This is a genomic window from Pseudoalteromonas sp. MMG022 (assembly GCF_021654245.1).
Taxonomy (GTDB): Bacteria; Pseudomonadota; Gammaproteobacteria; order Enterobacterales; family Alteromonadaceae; genus Pseudoalteromonas; species Pseudoalteromonas amylolytica.
In genome coordinates this window covers 18215-40278 of record NZ_JAKFZQ010000016.1, presented here as the reverse complement: position 1 = coordinate 40278, position 22064 = coordinate 18215, and the positions used below count along the sequence as shown (strand labels likewise).

The following is a 22064-nucleotide window of genomic DNA, read 5'->3' as shown; positions in this document are numbered from 1 at the left end:
AGTTCAAGATACCGCGATGGATTTGGTTCTGACTCAAAGAGCCGATACGGAAATAGCACAACGTAAAGACATTTTTGGGCATTGTCAGATCAAGCATGTTCATTTGGACAAAAACCTCGACGATGTTCATTTTAAAGCATCGTTTAACCGTGTCAGCAACCTTATCTATACCTCTGGGTCAACTGGTCGTCCTAAAGGAGTTAAGATTACTCAAAAGGCGATTGCCAATATGGCATTGCAGGAGGAAATCACGCATATAGGCGAGCAGAAAACTATTTTGATGGTTAACTCAATCACCTTTGATGCGTCAACTTTTGAAATATGGACAACGTTTTTAACTGGCGCGACTCTGTCGATTTACAGTGAAGACAAGCTAGATCTAGTAAAACTGTATCATTGCATTAAAGATACAGGGGTGACAGCAGCGTGTTTCACTCCTGTATTGTTATACGCTGTGGTGGATGAACAACCTGAATGCTTAAATCAGTTACAGTCACTACTCGTCGGAGGTGAACCATTAGCTGTTGAGTACGTTAAAAAGGCAAAGCAGATAAATCGAGATTTGCGACTAGTCAATGTTTACGGGCCAACAGAAACGACCACATTTGTCACCTTGTATCCAATTTTGGATGCCAGTGAACTCAATACTAGCATTGCTTCAATTGGTAAGCCTATGTACGGCTGTGAGGTTTACCTTTTAGACAAAGATAACCAGTTGGTTCCCGAAGGAATGGTGGGTGAAATATGCATTGGAGGCAATGGCTTATCTGAAGGCTATTTAGGCCTTGAAGAACAAACAGCAAATACCTTCACACAAGTCACTCTTTGTTCTAAACAAATTCCAATCTATAAGACCGGTGATTTTGCAAGATACATGGACGATGGAAATATAGAAATCCTAGGCCGCGAAGATCATCAAGTCAAAATCAGGGGCTTCCGGATAGAGGTAAAAGAGATCGAATACTGGCTCATGCAACACCCTGACATTATCAATAGTGTTGTACAAGTGAGAAAGGGAGCCGTAGGACAAAAGCTATTGATTGCGTTTTATACCACTGAAAATAAGGAACCGATCAGTGCTGAGCAATTGAGAAGCTATATGTCTGATAAAGTTCCAGATTACATGTTCCCATCGTATTTCATACAGCTGGGACAGTTCCCGTCTACTCCCAATGGCAAAGTTGATTATCAAGCTTTGTCGGCTATCGAGTATCAGTCAGAAAAAGAAGGAGTGGCACCGCGTAATGATACTGAACGACAGCTTGTTCAGGTGTGGTCTGAGTGCTTGGGCTTGTCGAGCGAAAACATCGCAATATTTGACAACTTTTTTGAGCTAGGTGGCGATTCGTTATTACTACTACGCGTCGCTAAAAGAATTGAAGAAACATTTAAAGTAAACCTATCAGTGCAACTATTATTTTCTGCACAAACCATCGCGGAAATAGCAGCACTGATTGAAACAAATAACATGCTCATCATTCAGGGAACTGAATTGGGTGAAGAAGAAGAGGAATTCGTACTGTGAATATATCTGAATTGATTGACGTTCTAAAAGAAAAAGGAATAAAAATAGGCTTGTCTGAACAAGGTCAGCTAGTTGTACGAGGTACGAAAGAAGCATTAGGTGATGATTTAAAGCGTCAGTTAAAAGAGCAAAAGCCTATGCTGATCGAGTGGTTGTCAATCCGTGCTCAAGGTGAGGATAGTGGGATCCGTGTACTTGAAGATAGACAAGCTATTTATCCAATGTCTTATTCACAAAAGCGTCTTTGGTTTATAGATAAATTACAAGGACAAAATGCGGTCTTCAATTTGCCATCGGCATTTCATCTAACTGGACAGTTCAGCATTGATGTTGCAAAAGCTGCTTTTCAACAAATCTTAGATAGACACGAATCACTGAGAACGATTTACTTTGAGCATGATGGTGAACCTGCGCAGTATGTATTACCTCAAGCAGATATACCATTTGAAGTTAATACAGACTGTATTGGATTAGATTGGTCCAGTGAGCAAGTTCAAGCGGTTTTAAAAGAGGACGTATATCAACCATTTCTACTGGAACAAGATATAAAAATTCGAGTGACGGTTGTTCAGCTTGGTGAGCAGGAGTGGGTATTACAGATAAACATCCACCATATCTCAGCTGATGGTATGTCGATGAAAGTGTTGGTTGAAGAATACAATAAACTGTACAACCAAATTGCTAAAATGGGTATGAGTGATTTGCCACTGCCCAAATTACAATATCTGGATTTTTCACAGTGGCAGCGAGAATCCTTAAATAACGATAGTCTTAAGCCTCATTTGGACTATTGGAAAAATACCCTAGCAGGTATTCCTAAATGTCATAGCATCCCGCTACAACATCCTCGTCCAGAGTTTCAATCTTATGAAGCAGGTAAAGTTACTACACACATAGAGGCCTCAAAAGCTCAAATCATTGAGGGGATTTCCAAAGAGCACGGTGCAACAATATTCATGTCTATGCTCGCCAACTTGTCACTATTGGTTAATCGGTACAGTGGTGACACTGATATGGTGTTCGGCACGCCGACTGCGGGAAGGTTTTTACCCGCATTAGAGAATATATTTGGGTTGTTCGTAAATAACTTGGTGCTTCGAATTAATTTAGATGAATGTCAAACCTATAGCGATTTACTGCGTTATACGAAGCAACGATGTTTGGAAGGTTATTCGCATCAGCAAGTACCATTTGAAGTGCTTGTTGAAGAATTAGCACCGCAACGTAATACAGGTTATAACCCAATTTTTCAGATCTCAATTGCAATGCAAGATCTGGTTGATGAAGCGCTAGAACTTGATGGGGTTGAGGTTTCAACTATAAAATCTGACGACAGCATGGGACGTTATGACCTTTCGTTGTTGATCACAGATAGCACTGACGGCCTCGTAGTTGAGTGGTTGTATAACGCAACACTATTTGAAAGAGCGATGGTCGAATCTTTCGCCGAAGACTTTTTACACTTATTAGTTACAACGTCTCAATCTCCTCAAATAAAGTTGTCTGAAATCGCTTTACCTGTGAACCAAACAACCTTATCAGCGCCGCAAACGAAGCTCGAAGCTAACAGCGATGATGAAAATATCGACAGTTTAATCTTATCGCTATACCGAACTATGGATAAATTTCCGGATCAAACGGCTTTGATCGATGGCGATTTAGCCATCACATATTCACAGCTCGTTGAGCAAGTTGAAAGCCAAGCTCACTTGCTGATGGAAAAAGGGCTTCAATCTGGGGATAAAGTAGGGGTGGTATTTTCACCCAGCACAGACCTCATCGTGTGTGTGTTAGCCGTACTTAGGTTAGGCGCGTGTTATGTGCCAATAGAGCCGCACTATCCACAAGAGCGCATGGTTTTTCAAGTAGTAGACTCTGCTGCAAAAATGGTTATCTCTGACGCAACGTTTAGTTGGTGGGAGGAAGAAACTAACTTGCCACCTTTGGTTGTATATAGCGCGGAACACACCAAGCCGGCGGATATAAAGTTGCCTAGCCTATCGGCTGCTAAGGCAGACCAAGCGGCTTATGTCATTTATACATCAGGGTCTACAGGCACGCCAAAGGGCGTTGAAATCAGCCAGTATTCGTTAGCGCATTTTATGCTAGAAATCCAAGCGCAGTTGGTGGCATTGACCCCAGAATTGCCAAAGAGTTGGGTGTGGTCTCACTCTTTCGCTTTTGATGCTTCGATAAAGAGTTTTGCATTGCTTGCAAGTGGTACTTCACTCATTTTACCTGACGTAGATACGATGGTTTCGCCAAGTGCACTGGTTGAGTTATTGAATAAATATGAAGTGCCAATCTTCAACACTATGCCTTCTGTTGCGCCAGCTTTGTTGGAAGAGCTAGAACGACAATCAGTTGCCGTTAACTTAATTGTCAGTGGCGACGATATTGGTCAATCAACTTGGACGCAATTGAAGAAGTACAACGAGAAATTCGGCGTAAATGCTATCAATGCCTATGGCCCGACAGAAACAACGGTGAATGCAAGTTATTGTTTAGTTAATGGGTTGAGCATGCCAGCAATTGGCTCTGCGACTCATGGGCATCAACTATTCATTGTTGACAGAGAATTAAACGAAGTACCTGTAGGGGCAAGAGGGGAGATAGCAATCTCGGGTCCAGGTTTGGCAATGAGCTACTTAAACAAGGCACAACTATTCGAAGAAAGGTTTATTGCCAGTGACGCAAAGAATAATAAAAAAGGGCAGGCTTTCTATTTGACTGGTGATATGGGTGTGAAGCAACCAAATGGCTTGGTGAGCTTTCTTGGTCGAAAAGACAGACAAGTTAAAGTAAGAGGGTTCAGAGTTGAGTTAGATGAAATTGATAACTTAATAAAAAGCATGCCAGAGGTTCAAGAGGTACATTCTTGGCTTAGAGAGGATGCAAGTGAGCAGCTCATCAGCTTCGTTTGTTTAGCAGATATTGAGAATGCATCAACTGTCTTACCCATCATTCAATCACATATCCGAGCGTCGTTACCGAGCTATATGCACCCAAACAAACTGATCCCTGTCGATGCAATGTTGCGAACAACCAGTGGAAAAGTTTCTCCATCAGCCATGTGGAAATTATACAGAGAGTCTAGTGTTTTACAGCCTGAAAGTTTGGGAGGTACAGAAAAGGCACTGATGGAAATTTGGTGTGAATTACTGGATGTAAATGCGGTTGGTGTCACGGACAACTTCTTTGAATTAGGTGGTCACTCTTTATTAGCAATGACTTTAATAGCAGAAATACGTAGCAGGTTTGGTGTTGGTATACAGATTAAATCTTTACTTGTATCACCAACCATTGCGGCATTGGCAGCATTAATTGACAAAGAACAACAGCCAACAACGAAAAAAACAGAAGTACTGCTATGACATTATTGCAAATCATTCTCGAATGTAAAAACCGAGGCATTGAGTTAGAGGTTTATGAATCTCAGTTAAAGTTGGTTGCTCATAACACCGATTTACCAGAGTATTTAATTGCAGCCATCAAACAAAAAAAACATGAATTGATTGAGTGGTTAACTTCAGACAATCAATTTACAGATTTGGTGGTGACGGACGAACCCAAGGTACTATCTGCCGCGCAGAAAGGACTATGGCTTGCGAATAAACTCAGTAATAGTAGCAATCTTTTTAATATTCCATTCGCTCTTAAGCTAATGGGGGAATTAAATATTGCTGTGCTTGAAGCGAGTTTTCAAAAGCTTTTAGCACATCATGAAGTGTTAAGAACCACTATTTTTGAAATGGAAGGTGAGCTTGAACTACGCGAACTAGATCCAAATAGCTTTGCTATTGAGCATCAAACTAGGGATGAGCTGGGAGCATTGGATATGAACTCTGAGCTTAAGCGGTTATCAGCTGTGAAGTTCGATTTATCCGCAGACTTCCCGATCAAGGTCACGTTAGTAGAGCTTCAGCCTAACGAATATTTATTAGTCATTGTTTTACACCATATTGCTACGGATGGTTGGTCAAATTCGATAATTGTTAAGGATCTGTGTCGCTTTTATAAATCACTGTCACAAGGGGGGCAAGTAGAGCAATCTTGCAATCTTGATTATAGTGATTTTGCAAAAGCGCAACACAATTGGCTAAATGGGCTAGCCGCAGATGTCGCGCTAGAGTATTGGCATCAATATTTAGCGGACATCCCTGCTTGTCATGCGCTTAACTTGGATCATTCTCGAACTGAAAATGGCTATCTCGGTGCGCATATAAACACAGCAATATCAGGCAAGTTAGCGAGTCAACTAAAAGCATTTTGCTATCAACAGAACGTGACCTTATTTACTGCCTTAAAGGTGGTTCTGGGGCTAGCTTTATCACGTTGGACCCAGTGTAACGATGTGGTGTTAGGTTTTCCTATCGCCTGTCGAGACTCAAAAGAGCTAGCGGACATTGTAGGGATGATCATGAATACCCAAGTTTGCCGCATTAAGGTAGACGAGGAGGCGAGCTTTTCCCAGCTCATAATGAAAACTCAAAATGAGGAATATGAAGCCTCATTATTTAATCGATATCCGTTTGAGTTTTTGGCTGATAACTTATCAGTAGAGCGATTGACGCATGTCAGCCCTATTTATCAAGTTATGATCTCAATGCACAACTATGAGAAGGCTCAGGTAAATTTATCAGATCTAACGGTTGAGGTATTAGACCGCCAGTTTGATAGTGCGAAATTAGATCTGATTTTGAATATTACAGAAGCGAATAATGAATTAGAGCTTGAATGGCAATTCAACGCTGCTATTTTGTCGACAAATACGATCGATCAGTTTGCTAAGGCATTTAATGAGTTTTTAAGCGCGTTGCTCCGCCAGCCCGCATTGCCTTTGCATTTGGTCGAAACGTTGGGCATAGAGTCTAAATTAGAGCTCAGTAAGCACAGAGCCTTGGGCACCGTTCGTCGCACCACAAATAATGTGTTGATCAAGAATGTATTTTCTAGTGTACTGAGCACTTCTCAGGCCATCGCACTAACGGATGGCACCACAACTTACTCCTACCATAAGCTAGGTAGTCGAATTTACCAAATAGCAAGTAAATTACGCGAAAATGGTGTTAGCAAGGGAGATATTATATCTGTTTGCCTACCAAGAACTTGCGATTTACCGGCATTATTACTCGCTATTCAAGCAATTGGGGCTGTTTATGTGCCAATTGATCCTGAGTCGCCAGCAAACAGACAAAAGGCGGTCGTAGCACAAAGCAACAGTAAATTCTTTGTTTATGAGCAAGGCTTACAGGTTTCTCCCGATTTGCCAGTCACGTTATTGTCATTATCGCAATTAACGGCAGCTAATCTTTCTGAGTTTGTTGAAATCTCAGAGTTACAGGCGTTTTTATACGCGATTGATGTACAAGAGACGGACCCTGTGTATATCATGTTCACTTCGGGCTCCACAGGTCAGCCTAAAGGGGTCGTGATCACACATAAAGGTTTAATGAACTACCTGCATCATGCACAAGAAAGCTATTTAGGTGATGTAGAGGGAAGTGTTGTTAGTTCTTCAATTGCTTTTGATGCCACCATTACGACATTGTATAGCCCGTTGTTAGTCTCTAAGTCTGTTACGTTATTGCCTCAAGAGCGCGATCTATCTGAGTTACAAGATATATTACACAACGCGAACAGCGCTAAATTATTTAAACTAACCCCTGCACACCTTGATTCAATCGCTTTGAACTGTGAGCATATTGACCTTGAGCATGTGTTCGTTATTGGCGGCTCGCAACTTTTAGCAGCACAGTTAGCTAAGTGGGTTAAAGTCTTCCCAAAAGCGACCTTCATTAATGAATATGGTCCGACTGAAACTGTTGTTGGGTGCACTAACTGGAACAGTAAACAACAGCAATTACCACAAGGTCACGCGGTTCCGATTGGTACAGCATTACCAAACTACCAACTCTATGTTGTTGACCAGCAAAATCGCTTGGTACCAGATGGTGCGGTTGGTGAGTTGCTTATCGGTGGTGACAGTGTTTCTCCAGAATATTTTGGTCAAGAGTCGCTGTCGGCTGAAAAGTTTATAAACGTTAATGGGTTAGGCAAACACCTGTATAAGACTGGCGATTTAGTTCGTTGGAATGAGTCTAAGCAGTTGATTTTTATTGGGCGAGCGGATGAGCAGATAGATCTCAATGGATATCGTATAGAGCCTGGTGAAGTTGAGCAACTGTTACTACAGGCAAAAATAGCCTCACAAGTTGCGGTATTTAAGGCTGACTTAAAAGAAGCGGGTAAGCTTTTGGTTGCCGCGCTAGTTTCAGAACACTCAGAAGAAGAGATAAGCGCATATATGCAAGCGCATTTGCCTGAATATATGATACCTAAAAGGCTTCTTCTTCTTGATGACCTTCCGCTGACCGTAAATGGGAAGGTCAACCAAGCGGAAATTGTTGCGCAGTTATTTATACAAAGCCAAACGAAGACGACAGACGTAACGGATAGAGAAAGAGCACTCTTAGAGGTTTGGTGCCAAGTGATTGGCAATGAATCTATAAGTGTCGAAGACAAGTTTTTTGCTGTAAGCGGCGACTCAATCAAAGCATTGTTAATTGTTGCGCAAGCTAAAAAAGCAGGGTTTGATATATCGTTGTCAGATCTATATCAAAAAGGCAGTGTTAGGGCGATAGTTGATTCGCTTGATGAACCGCTTTTAGATTGTGCTGACAATGTGCAACGCACAGGTACGACTCCCCTGAGCCCCATTCAAAGTTGGTTTTTAAACAGCGGTATTCCAAAAAATGCGCGCTTTTTCCAATCATTTTGTATCAAAGTGAGCGACTCTGTCAGCCTGTCAATGGCCGAGGCTGCGGTTAAGTACTGGCTAACCCAGTATGATAGCTTTAGATACCAATATCTATGGTCTGAAGAACAAGTACGGGCGAATATCTTACCTGTTGATGAGGCTTTAACCGAAAAGGCATTGTCAGTTCATACTTTGTCAGCGAATGACAATGTTGAATCCGAATTACAACGCTTAGCAGAGTTAAGCGAACAATCAATCAATTTGAATACAGGTGAATTGTTTAAATCAGTTTGGTTATCTCATCCAGAAAAAGGAAATTATTTCTTTATATGTGTTCATCACTTAGCCATAGATGCTATTTCATGGACCATAATGTTAGCTGATTTGGAATTGTTCGCAAAGTCAGGTAATCCATACGAAAACAGTCGCAATTTAGAGAAAAACTATAGTGATTATGCGTTGTTTTGGCATGACTGGGCGAAAAGCGAGCAATCAAGTGCACATCAAGCTCGTTGGCAATCGTTGTTAACTAAACCGACTAGAACGCTAGTTGAAAGTAACGAAAACTCACTGTCGCGTGAACAGCATATTGAGCTATTTGAAATTCAGCTGAGTAAGGGAGAAACAGATGTTCTCAAGACGGGGTTAACTAAGCTACTAAATAAACGTGCAGATGTGGTTTTACTGGGCGCTTTACAGCATGCGATATGCGCCTGGAAAGGGCGAGGCGCTACATTAGTTGAACTCGAAGGGCATGGCCGATTGAATGCCGCGAATGGGCAAGATTTTAGCCACACAGTCGGTTGGTTTACCAGTATTTATCCCGTTGTGTTGCCAGCATTTGAGTCTGAAGACTGCCTCGCTCAAATTCGCGGGATTGACCTTGCTATTAATCATGTATCGCAGATAGCGGACAGCTACTTGTGCCTTAAAGCTCATGCAGACAATGACTCCCTCTTGGCAAATGCTAAGTCTGACGTTTTATTCAACTATATTGGAGAGGTCGGGCTGCAGGTAGAACAGAGTGAACACTTTGACTTTGTCGATATAGCACGTGAAGAGAATGGCAATTTTGCGACACACCCAATCAGTGTGAATATTGCTATCAGAGCAGACAAGCTCGTCTGCCAAGTGAGAGTGCAAACCAATCTCATTGATGCTGATGAGGCGTTAAAGTTTGTTGACACACTATCCGATTCCCTTGCGTTATATTGCCGCTGGGGTAAGGAAGTGATACGAACACCCTCAAATCGTGTTTGTTACCAAATGGCAAGGGCTTCTGAGAATGAGCTAAGTAATTGGCACACAGAGGGAGTTAAAGAGATTTACCCAGCGACGGGAATGCAACAAGGCTTGCTATTCCATGGTTTGTTGGAGTCTGGCAAATATGTAACGCAAACTAAGTTTACTTTCTCAAAGTTGGATTTTAAGAAGTTTGCGTCGGCGTGGCAGGGCGTAGTGCAAAGATATGACATTTTACGCACGGGCTTTGACGGTTTTGATGAAGGTAACATTCATCAAATTGTGTATGACAATGTTGAACTTCCTTTTGAAGTGGTTGATCTATCACAGCATAGTGAGGCACAACAAGATGCTGCTATAGAGGCATTTTCAAAACAAGATAAGCACACAAGTTTTAATTTAGTTAAGCCGCCATTGATGCGTATCACATGTTTTGACCTGGGCGCGAAACAGATTGTTTTTTGGTCTTATCACCACGTTTTATTAGATGGTTGGTGTCGTTCGCTGTTGTTTACAGACTTAATCAAAATTTACAATAGTGAACCACTTCTCAATGAGGTAGTTCAATATCAAGATTATGTTGTTTGGCTTGAACAACAGGATATGCAGCGCCTAGAAACTTATTGGCAAAATGAATTGGCGCTTATGGCAGGGCAAACACCTTTGCCGCAAGTTTTCAAAACAGATAACGCAAACGCACAAGGGTTTAGTGATTATTCGTTTTCACTGACAGATTTAGAAATTGAAAAACTGACGACGTTTGCCAAACAAAGTGAAGTGTCATTAAACACGGTACTGCGAGGGGCCTGGTCGATATTACTCGCGCGTTATGCTGATGTAGACATTGTACGCTTTGGTGCGATTAGTTCAGGCAGACCTGTTGAAATGCCCAACTCTGATGCCATCGTAGGTTTGTTTATCAATTGCTTACCTGTAACTGTCGATCTCAAGAAACAGATTCAGATCAAAGCGTGGCTACAATCAATTAACAATAATGTGGCGCTTCAAGAAAACAACAACTTCTTACCGCTAAGTGACATTAAAAAGCTGTATGATAATAAAGAACTGTTTGAAAGTATTTTAGTTTACGAGAACTTTCCTGTTGATGAATCCCTTTTTGCAAGTGACTTCGGTGAGCACTTAAGTATTGATGATGTTCACAGTATTGAAGGAACAAACTACCCAATAACAGTGATCGCAAATCACGCCGATTCATTGTCATTGCGAGTGGAGACTTTGAATTCAGTTTATGCCCCCCAAGCTGCACAGCAATTTGCGACTCATTTGAAGCAAATCCTACTTCAATTGTGTGAGTCAAATAACATCTCTGACGTGAATATGCTCTGTGAAACGCAGCGCCAAGCGGTATTGGCTAATCAATCTATCACTGAGTTAGTTTGCGAACAGGATACTTTGATTCATGAATTAATCGAGACAAGCTTGGCGCGACGACCTGATGATATTGCGGTGTTTGATGATATCTGCGCTTTGTCAAACCGCGACTTAAATACGCGAGCGAATCAACTGGCAGCTTATTTAAGAGAAGAAGGTGTCAAACCAAATGACTTGGTAGCGGTGTGCCTTCCTGCAACAGCTCAGGCGATTGTTGCAATATTGGCGGTCCTGAAAGCTGGTGCAGCTTATGTTCCGATTGATCAAGACTACCCAGCGTCAAGGCACAAAGTAATGATGGAGGTAGCCAAGCCCAATTATCTACTGAATTTATCTGAATGCCTTATTAAGCCTGAAAGTGCCAAACAAATTATCCTTGATGATGTTGAGGTGCAAAGCAAAATTGAAGGCCAACCCATTGATAACCTCCCTCGAGCCAAAGGGCAGGACGTCGATAACATCTTGTATTTAATTTTCACGTCGGGATCGACTGGTCGACCTAAAGGCGCGATTGTAAGTCACCGCAATGAGGTCAATTTATTAGATTGGTATGTTACCAAGTATGGTTTTAACCAAGCCAGTAGAGCACTGATTGTCAGCTCACTTGGCTTTGATTTGACGCAAAAGAACCTACTCGCACCTTTGGTTTCTGGTGGCGCAGTGTGTTTGATTGGCAACAAATATTTTGCAGCTGATGACGCGAGAGACAAGATCAAACAATGGCATATATCACATGTTAACTGTGCGCCTAGTACTATGTACCATATCACAGATAACGGTGATACATGGCCTGAAGTATCATGGATATTGCTTGGTGGCGAGCCTATTAATACAACTTGGTTAAACAAGTGGGTAAGTGAGGGGGAGAGTCGTCCTAACCTAGTGAATATGTACGGCCCAAGCGAATGTACGGATATATCCTGTGACTTTATATTGACCCCGCAATATTGGTTGGAAAACCAAGTCACCCCAATTGGTAGGGCGATGGACAATGTTAATTTATACATACTTGATAGTGAATTGAGGTTGGCGCCACAAGGGGCCATTGGTGAGCTATTTGTTGGTGGGGAAAGCGTTGGGCTTGGCTATTATGGGCAGCCAGAATTAACCGCAGAGCGTTTTATCACGGTTAGTTTGTACGAAGGTCATGAAGAAAGAGTATACCGTACTGGCGATTTGGTTCGCCAACTACCGGATAACAATATTGAGTTCATTGGGCGTAAAGATGATCAGGTCAAGATCCGAGGGTTCCGTATTGAACTTGGAGAGATTGAGTACCAGCTTTCTCAGTCAAGTGATGTGCAGTCTTGTGTGGTGGTCGCACGTGAAGATGAGCCGAATAAAAAGCAGTTGGTTGCCTATGTGGTATTGAGTAACAAGGAAGCAATTAGCGCGGAGGTGGTGTCGTCTTTGAAGTTACGACTTACCGAGCAGCTACCTGATTACATGGTGCCAAGTACGATTTTGGTATTGGATGAAATGCCACTGACAGCCAATGGTAAGGTGAATAAAAAGCAATTACCTATGCCTGATTGGGCGAGTATCGCAGTCAGTAACTATGTTGCTCCAATGAATGATATTGAACAGCAGTTGGTGGTGATTTGGGCTGAGCTATTAGGTTTGGCAGCGGAGCAGCTTAGCATTGATGCTAACTTCTTTGAGCTTGGTGGTGACTCTATCTTATCGATTCAGGTAGTTTCAAAAGCGGCAAAGGCAGGGCTGTTCTTTAGTGTTAAAGCCCTATTTGATATGCCGACTATCCGTCGTTTAGCCACCAGTGTGAACACGGGACCAAAGGTACTTGCACCACAAGAAGCCACGAGCGGAGCACAACCTTTGTTACCCATTCATCGTGAGTTCTTCACGGATGAAACGGATATTAATCACTTCAACCAAAGCTTGTTATTACAAGTACCAGACACGCTGACGTTGGAGTTACTACAGGCTATGTTCACTGAGCTTTATCAGCGTCACGATGCATTACGCTTAGTGTTTACAAAATCGCGTGATGAGCAGTGGCAGGGACAGTATGTAGCACACAGTACACAATCAATCTCATCGCTGGTATCACAGATCACATGGCCACTTACGAGTGCTCAAGCGCAGATCAGCGAATTTGCTGATTACGCAACGCAAGTGCATAAGAGTTTAGATATCACAGCGGGTCGTTTGATGAAAGCGGTGCTAGTTAAGAATCTAGAGCCGACCAAGCAAGATCAGCATGTGTTTATTTGCGTTCACCACTTAGTGATAGACGGTGTATCGTGGCGGGTGCTGCTGGATGACTTAACCACGTTATTTGAGCAACACCAAGCGGGTAACGCCCTGAAACTGGGTGCGAAAAGCTCATCTTACCAACAGTGGGGAGAGTTTTTGGAAGACTACGCCCAACGCTCAAGTGTGGTTGATGAGTTGGGTTATTGGCAAGCGGTGGTGTCTAGTCCGGTTGCTCGTTGGAGAGCATCGGCTCCTGAACATGGATTGGCGACCACCTATGAAGAAGCCAACTTTAGTTTATCTACGGCTTTGACATCTCAGTTAATTAACGAGAGTAATCAGGCATATAGAACGCGTATCAATGAGTTGTTGTTGGCGGGTTTGTTTGTGGGTATGAAGCAGTGGCAAGGTGTATCGGGTATCCGATTGGATTTAGAAAGCCATGGTCGAGAAGCCCTGAGCGATGAAATTGACTTAAGTGAAACCTTAGGGTGGTTTACGAGTATTTATCCATGCTTGTTAAGCCATGACAGTGATGATGTTGCAGCGCTCATTTGTGCAGTAAAAGAGCAGTATAGAGGGATCCCAAATGGTGGTATAGGGTACGGTTTATTACGCCATGGGGTTGGCTCAGTAGAAGGACATGCGGTGCTATCAGAAGGTGATGCAGGCAGCGAACTGTTGTTTAATTACTTAGGCCAATTCGATGCGTCCACAGGGGAGCGGCAAAAATTCAGCCGAGCAGATATATCAACAGGACAAGGCGTGAGTGTTCGTCGTACGCAGGCGTATGGTTTGTCATTGAATGGATTTGTAGAAAAGGGACAGCTTCATATCAGCTTAGGGTATGACAAAGCGGCTTATTCGCAAACGTTTATCGCACAGTGGATGGCGGCCTATGAAGCGGGTCTGGCAGCGGTAATAGCGCATTGTCAGCAAGTTAACCGAGGCGAGTTAGCGGGGCGGTTTACTGTCAGTGATTTTCCGCTGGCCACGGTTACAGAGCAGGCATTAATAGACTGGTCAAGCTTAACGAAGGGGCGGCTATTAGACTTATATCCGGCGACGGGTATGCAACAAGGTATGCTATTCCATAGCTTGTTGTCGTCAGACAGTTACGCGACCCAAGTGAAAGTAGAGTTTACGGATTTACATGTTGAGCACTTTAGACAAGCATGGGAAAAGGTAATCGCGAGACATGATATTTTCAGAACCAGCTTTGTGGGTGTAGAAGACGGTAATGCACACCAATTAGTACAATCGGACGTGACGCTGGATTGGCAGGAGATCTCATTATTAGAGCTGACGCCGGTAGCACAGCAAGCAGCGATAGAGCAGTATCGAACAGAAGACAAAGCGAAAGGGTTTATAGCGGCTCATGCCCCATTGATGCGATTGACGGTGTTCAACTTGTCAGAGGCAGCAGAGGGTACAAAACAAGTACTACTTTGGACACACCATCACGCCCTATTAGACGGTTGGTGTACGTCGCAGGTGTTTGGAGAGGTGACAGAGTATTACCGAGCACTTCAAACAGGCAGTGAAGCACAGCTTGGTGCGGTGGAGCCTTACAAAGGGTATGTCCAATGGTTAGCGGAGCAGCCAGCGACAGCGGCAAGGGAATATTGGCAGCACCACCTTAGGGACGTAGAAGGGGTCACTCCCTTACCGTTTGTAGGGTATGGGGTAGAGGTCAGTGAGCACGAAGAAGCACGAAACGGTATTCATCAGGCACGGTTTAGTTTAGAGGCGGAGAAAACAGCGGCGTTGGTGAAGCTTGCACGAGCGTGTCAAACAACAGTGAATGTGATAGTCCAAGCGGCTTGGAGCCTATTATTGAGCCGTTACAGTGGTGAATCACAGGTAATGTTTGGTGTCACAGTATCGGGGCGTCCGGCGCAGCTCAAAGGTGTTGATGAGATGGTGGGGCTATTTATCAACACGGTGCCGATGAAGGTTACGGTGGATGAATCACAAACGCTAGAAAAGTGGTTGCGTCAACTACACAAAGATTTAGTCGATGCGGACAGTTATAGTTACCTACCCTTATCAGATATTCAGCAGTTAGCGCCTACACAGCAGCAACTATTTGATAGTTTGTTTATTTTCGAGAACTATCCGGTTGACGCTGCAATCAGTGACAAAGCAAATGCTGCATCTTTACAAGTCGATAGCATATTTAGTGATGAACAGACCAACTACAATTTGTGTATAACGGCCAACCTAACGAATCGTCTTCACTTGATATTAGATGGTAAGGTAAGTTTGTTTGAACAGGCCCAAATTAATAGCCTAGTAGGGCAACTCGCTATGGTCTTAGAGCATATGTTGGTTCAATCTACTGTGGCTGATATTAAGATACTCAGTGCCGCTGAAGAGCAGCAAATTGTAGCCAGTACACAAGGGAAAATATGTTCTTTAGACGGGCAGCGCAGCTTTTTAGAAAGCGTGATCTGTTTCGCGAACAGTCAGCCAGATCAACTTGCGTTAGTTGACGGTGCGAGAGAAATTAGCTACGCAGAGTTAATGTCTTTAAGTAGCCATATTCAACGCGCTCTAGATGAGGGCACCGGTGAATGCATAGGTGTACTTCTTGAACGATCAGTTGAGTGGGTCGCCAGCTTTATTGCTGTTACGGCATCGGGCAAAGTTTATGTGCCTCTAAACCCGAAGTTGCCTGCCGATAGATTGAAATCAATCGTTGAAGAGTCAGGGCTTAGCAAGGTCATTACACAGGAACAATACAGTGATTTAGCTGACGCGCTCAATGTTCAATCAATATTTGTTAGTAGCATTGAAATGAATAAAGGTGAGTGTCCATCAGTACCAAACCTTATTCATCATGATATTGCATACTGCATTTTTACCTCTGGTACGACTGGTAAGCCTAAAGGCGTCAAAATTAGCCATGCTGCGATGTCTTCAATGTACTTGGCATGGCGAGAGGTATATGAACTAGAACACAACGTGAAAGTTCATTTGCAAATGGCGGAAATGAGCTTTGATGTTTCTATTGGCGATTTAATTCGCGGACTCGGATCCGGTGGGCAACTCGTGCTTTGCCAACACAACGACCTACTTAACCCAAATAACTTGTTGCGCATAATTGAAAAGTATCAGGTTCAAATTGGTGAGTTTGTACCAGCGGTACTTCGGAACTTGGTCGATTATGTTATTAGCGAAAATAAACATTTATCTACTTTCAAGTTCTTGCTAGTTGGTTCTGATGCATGGAATCTTAATGATCATTTAAAAGCTGAAAGCATACTTCTCGACGGAGCTACTTTAGTCAATTCGTATGGTCTATCGGAATGTACGATCGATAGTACCTATTTTATACGTGAACGAGGCTCTGAGTTAGACAGTACAGTTGCTTGTATCGGTAAACCGTTTGCAAACGTGAACTTATATATTCTTGATGACTCATTGCACGTTATTGCGCCTGGCTGCGTAGGCGAATTGTGTATTGGCGGAGTGACCGTCGCTTCAGGCTATATCAATAATCCGCAATTAACCGCAGAGCGTTTTATCACGGTTAGTTTGTACGAAGGTCATGAAGAAAGAGTATACCGTACTGGCGATTTGGTTCGTCAACTACCGGATAACAATATTGAGTTCATTGGGCGTAAAGATGATCAGGTCAAGATCCGAGGGTTCCGTATTGAACTTGGAGAGATTGAGTACCAGCTTTCTCAGTCAAGTGATGTGCAGTCTTGTGTGGTGGTCGCACGTGAAGATGAGCCGAATAAAAAGCAGTTGGTTGCCTATGTGGTATTGAGTAACAAGGAAGCAATTAGCGCGGAGGTGGTGTCGTCTTTGAAGTTACGACTTACCGAGCAGCTACCTGATTACATGGTGCCAAGTACGATTTTGGTATTGGATGAAATGCCACTGACAGCCAATGGTAAGGTGAATAAAAAGCAATTACCTATGCCTGATTGGGCGAGTATCGCAGTCAGTAACTATGTTGCTCCAATGAATGATATTGAACAGCAGTTGGTGGTGATTTGGGCTGAGCTATTAGGTTTGGCAGCGGAGCAGCTTAGCATTGATGCTAACTTCTTTGAGCTTGGTGGTGACTCTATCTTATCGATTCAGGTAGTTTCAAAAGCGGCAAAGGCAGGGCTGTTCTTTAGTGTTAAAGCCCTATTTGATATGCCGACTATCCGTCGTTTAGCCACCAGTGTGAACACGGGACCAAAGGTACTTGCACCACAAGAAGCCACGAGCGGAGCACAACCTTTGTTACCCATTCATCGTGAGTTCTTCACGGATGAAACGGATATTAATCACTTCAACCAAAGCTTGTTATTACAAGTACCAGACACGCTGACGTTGGAGTTACTACAGGCTATGTTCACTGAGCTTTATCAGCGTCACGATGCATTACGCTTAGTGTTTACAAAATCGCGTGATGAGCAGTGGCAGGGACAGTATGTAGCACACAGTACACAATCAATCTCATCGCTGGTATCACAGATCACATGGCCACTTACGAGTGCTCAAGCGCAGATCAGCGAATTTGCTGATTACGCAACGCAAGTGCATAAGAGTTTAGATATCACAGCGGGTCGTTTGATGAAAGCGGTGCTAGTTAAGAATCTAGAGCCGACCAAGCAAGATCAGCATGTGTTTATTTGCGTTCACCACTTAGTGATAGACGGTGTATCGTGGCGGGTGCTGCTGGATGACTTAACCACGTTATTTGAGCAACACCAAGCGGGTAACGCCCTGAAACTGGGTGCGAAAAGCTCATCTTACCAACAGTGGGGAGAGTTTTTGGAAGACTACGCCCAACGCTCAAGTGTGGTTGATGAGTTGGGTTATTGGCAAGCGGTGGTGTCTAGTCCGGTTGCTCGTTGGAGAGCATCGGCTCCTGAACATGGATTGGCGACCACCTATGAAGAAGCCAACTTTAGTTTATCTACGGCTTTGACATCTCAGTTAATTAACGAGAGTAATCAGGCATATAGAACGCGTATCAATGAGTTGTTGTTGGCGGGTTTGTTTGTGGGTATGAAGCAGTGGCAAGGTGTATCGGGTATCCGATTGGATTTAGAAAGCCATGGTCGAGAAGCCCTGAGCGATGAAATTGACTTAAGTGAAACCTTAGGGTGGTTTACGAGTATTTATCCATGCTTGTTAAGCCATGACAGTGATGATGTTGCAGCGCTCATTTGTGCAGTAAAAGAGCAGTATAGAGGGATCCCAAATGGTGGTATAGGGTACGGTTTATTACGCCATGGGGTTGGCTCAGTAGAAGGACATGCGGTGCTATCAGAAGGTGATGCAGGCAGCGAACTGTTGTTTAATTACTTAGGCCAATTCGATGCGTCCACAGGGGAGCGGCAAAAATTCAGCCGAGCAGATATATCAACAGGACAAGGCGTGAGTGTTCGTCGTACGCAGGCGTATGGTTTGTCATTGAATGGATTTGTAGAAAAGGGACAGCTTCATATCAGCTTAGGGTATGACAAAGCGGCTTATTCGCAAACGTTTATCGCACAGTGGATGGCGGCCTATGAAGCGGGTCTGGCAGCGGTAATAGCGCATTGTCAGCAAGTTAACCGAGGCGAGTTAGCGGGGCGGTTTACTGTCAGTGATTTTCCGCTGGCCACGGTTACAGAGCAGGCATTAATAGACTGGTCAAGCTTAACGAAGGGGCGGCTATTAGACTTATATCCGGCGACGGGTATGCAACAAGGTATGCTATTCCATAGCTTGTTGTCGTCAGACAGTTACGCGACCCAAGTGAAAGTAGAGTTTACGGATTTACATGTTGAGCACTTTAGACAAGCATGGGAAAAGGTAATCGCGAGACATGATATTTTCAGAACCAGCTTTGTGGGTGTAGAAGACGGTAATGCACACCAATTAGTACAATCGGACGTGACGCTGGATTGGCAGGAGATCTCATTATTAGAGCTGACGCCGGTAGCACAGCAAGCAGCGATAGAGCAGTATCGAACAGAAGACAAAGCGAAAGGGTTTATAGCGGCTCATGCCCCATTGATGCGATTGACGGTGTTCAACTTGTCAGAGGCAGCAGAGGGTACAAAACAAGTACTACTTTGGACACACCATCACGCCCTATTAGACGGTTGGTGTACGTCGCAGGTGTTTGGAGAGGTGACAGAGTATTACCGAGCACTTCAAACAGGCAGTGAAGCACAGCTTGGTGCGGTGGAGCCTTACAAAGGGTATGTCCAATGGTTAGCGGAGCAGCCAGCGACAGCGGCAAGGGAATATTGGCAGCACCACCTTAGGGACGTAGAAGGGGTCACTCCCTTACCGTTTGTAGGGTATGGGGTAGAGGTCAGTGAGCACGAAGAAGCACGAAACGGTATTCATCAGGCACGGTTTAGTTTAGAGGCGGAGAAAACAGCGGCGTTGGTGAAGCTTGCACGAGCGTGTCAAACAACAGTGAATGTGATAGTCCAAGCGGCTTGGAGCCTATTATTGAGCCGTTACAGTGGTGAATCACAGGTAATGTTTGGTGTCACAGTATCGGGGCGTCCGGCGCAGCTCAAAGGTGTTGATGAGATGGTGGGGCTATTTATCAACACGGTGCCGATGAAGGTTACGGTGGATGAATCACAAACGCTAGAAAAGTGGTTGCGCCAACTACACAAAGATTTAGTCGATGCGGACAGTTATAGTTACCTACCCTTATCAGATATTCAGCAGTTAGCGCCTACACAGCAGCAACTATTTGATAGTTTGTTTATTTTCGAGAACTATCCGGTTGACGAAAATATTAGTAAAAATGCACAACAAGCGGCGCTTGAAGTGAATGATATTACTAACTATGAAGGCAATAACTACAAAGTAAGTGTGATAGCGCATTTAGATGAATGTTTACGTGTGAGTCTAGATACGCAGCCAGGCCTATACAGTGATGAACAAATACATTACTTGCGAAGCCATCTACTGAATATACTTACACAGTTTGCGCTGTGTGCAGAGGATAAAGTGTCAACGATTCGAGCGTCTGTCACGCCGCTTAGTGTGCTTCAGATGCACCACGATAGCGAGCTTGCGAGTTCAGCAGCTTTGATTTGTGGTCAATCAGTGAAGTTTGATGAAGACACTTTGATCCACAAGCAGTTTTCTACAATAGCAGCAAGTAAAGGATCTCAATTGGCCGTTTGTGATGGAACCCAACAGCTTTCTTATCAAGCGCTTGATTACTACTCTTCCAAGCTGGCACAACAGCTAGTCGAACAAGGAGTCACTTCAGGACAGTATGTTTCAATCTGCATGAATCGTTCAGTTGAGTATATTGTCGCTATCTTAGCGGTGCTTAAAACAGGCAACGGTTATGTCCCATTGGACCCGAACAACCCAGTCGATCGTTTACGTTACATCCTTGAAGATACTAAGAGTCAGTTAATGTTAGTGGATACGGATATGTTCACAGATAAAACACCACTAGACGAAGGGATAGACACACCGTTATTTGCAGTCAATTTAGCTGTACTTGGTGCTGTTGAAGACGGCGTAGTAAATAATGTGAACTCAGATCTAACCCCATGCTCAGCAAAAAATACGACGGCGTATGTCATTTATACGTCCGGTTCAACAGGACGTCCAAAAGGAGTGATGATCAGTCATCACAGCTTATCACATTACCTTGAGAACGTTGAACAATGCTATGTTCAGGCATGTTCTGGATCATTGATTTGCACAAATATGGCATTTGATCTGACCATCACTTCAGTCTTTGGGCCTCTTTTAACGGGTGGAGTTTGTAGACTCGTCAGAGAAGGGGATGATGAATTTGCCCAATTCTGCTCAAGATTGAGTGAAGAACACACGCCGCAACTATTAAAGTTAACGCCTTCTCACATTAGTGCCTTGGTCGCTTCTTTACGGGGTCAAATTATTCCAACTGCACACGTGTTTGTACTTGGTGGAGAAAGCTTGGAATGGAACCTTGTAAAGAGACTAAGAGAGATATTTGTTCAATGCAGGGTCATTAATGAGTACGGACCAACAGAAGCGACAGTTGGTTGTGTTTATCATGAAATAAACGACGGTGATAGTGGTACCGGTTCAGTTGTTATCGGTAAGCCAATGCCAGGTGTTAAAGCCTTGGTACTTAATAAGAAACGGCAACTCGTCGCGCTAGGGCAAGCTGGAGAATTGTATATTTCAAGCCCAGGTCTTGCGCAAGGCTATCTCAATATGAAACAAGAGAGTGAGCGTAAATTCGTCCACAGTTCGATTTTTGATCTACCAAACGCAGAAGATAGATTTTACCAAACAGGTGACTTAGTTCGTCTAAATAGTGAAGGCAATTTACAGTATTTGGGACGGGTTGACTCACAGGTGAAATTGCACGGCTACCGCGTTGAATTGTCTGAAATAACAGAAGTAATTCTTCGGTTCGAAGCAGTAGAAAACGCTGTTGTGAGGATGGACAAAGGGCAAGTGATCGCGCATGTGATAACCACCCATAGCCAATGCAATCAAGATGAATTATTTACTGCATTGTCACGGGTTCTACCCTTTTACATGATGCCTTCCGAAATAATCTTTGAGCGTGAATTTAAGCTTACAGCGAACGGTAAAGTCGATCTGAATGCGCTGACTCAAAGCCTGCATAGTGCACAGCAAAGCCGAGGTCTAGAAAGTGATATGGAGCTTTCTGTAGCGGATATTTGGTCTGAACTGCTTGGTGTTGAGGTTACATCATTGTCTGCATCGTCAAACTTTTTTGCCGAAGGCGGTCACTCATTGCTAATGCTACAGCTGTTAAAAGAAATTAACAGTAAGCTTTCTAGCACTATAGAACTGCAAGATATTTATCAAAATCAAACGATTAAAACCCAAGCTGAGGTGATAGAGCTATCACTATTGGGTAACCAATGGAACCAAGTTACGGAAGGTACCGTGGCTGATGAGAGTGCAGAGATAATAATATGA

Annotated in this window: 3 protein-coding genes (1 of these 3 cut by a window edge); all 3 read left to right on the top strand. The window is 43.5% G+C overall.

The window, feature by feature from the left end:
• Tightly spaced (each overlapping or abutting the next), the 3 genes in view from L1070_RS14530 to L1070_RS14520 form a layout consistent with a single transcriptional unit that may run on beyond the window.
• On the top strand, window positions 1-1525 hold the end of the coding sequence (locus tag L1070_RS14530; protein ID WP_237126074.1) for a non-ribosomal peptide synthetase. 12761 nt of this gene lie to the left of the window's left edge; only the last 1525 of its 14286 coding nucleotides appear in the window; the start codon falls outside the window, past its left edge; it ends in the stop codon at window positions 1523-1525.
• Window positions 1522-4899: a condensation domain-containing protein gene (locus L1070_RS14525; protein ID WP_237126073.1), complete on the top strand. Its 3378-nt coding sequence runs from the start codon at window positions 1522-1524 to the stop codon at window positions 4897-4899. The genes L1070_RS14530 and L1070_RS14525 overlap by 4 nt, the downstream gene beginning before the upstream one ends.
• Window positions 4896-22064 carry a non-ribosomal peptide synthetase gene (locus tag L1070_RS14520; RefSeq protein WP_237126072.1) on the top strand — a complete coding sequence of 5723 codons (17169 nt, stop codon included), beginning with the start codon at window positions 4896-4898 and terminating at the stop codon, window positions 22062-22064. Before L1070_RS14525 ends, L1070_RS14520 begins: the two co-directional genes overlap by 4 nt.

Coding starts and splice junctions, on each gene's coding strand:
- L1070_RS14520 (WP_237126072.1), top strand. CDS start 4,896: ATGACATTATTGCAAATCATTCTCGAATGTAAAAACCGAGGCATTGAG.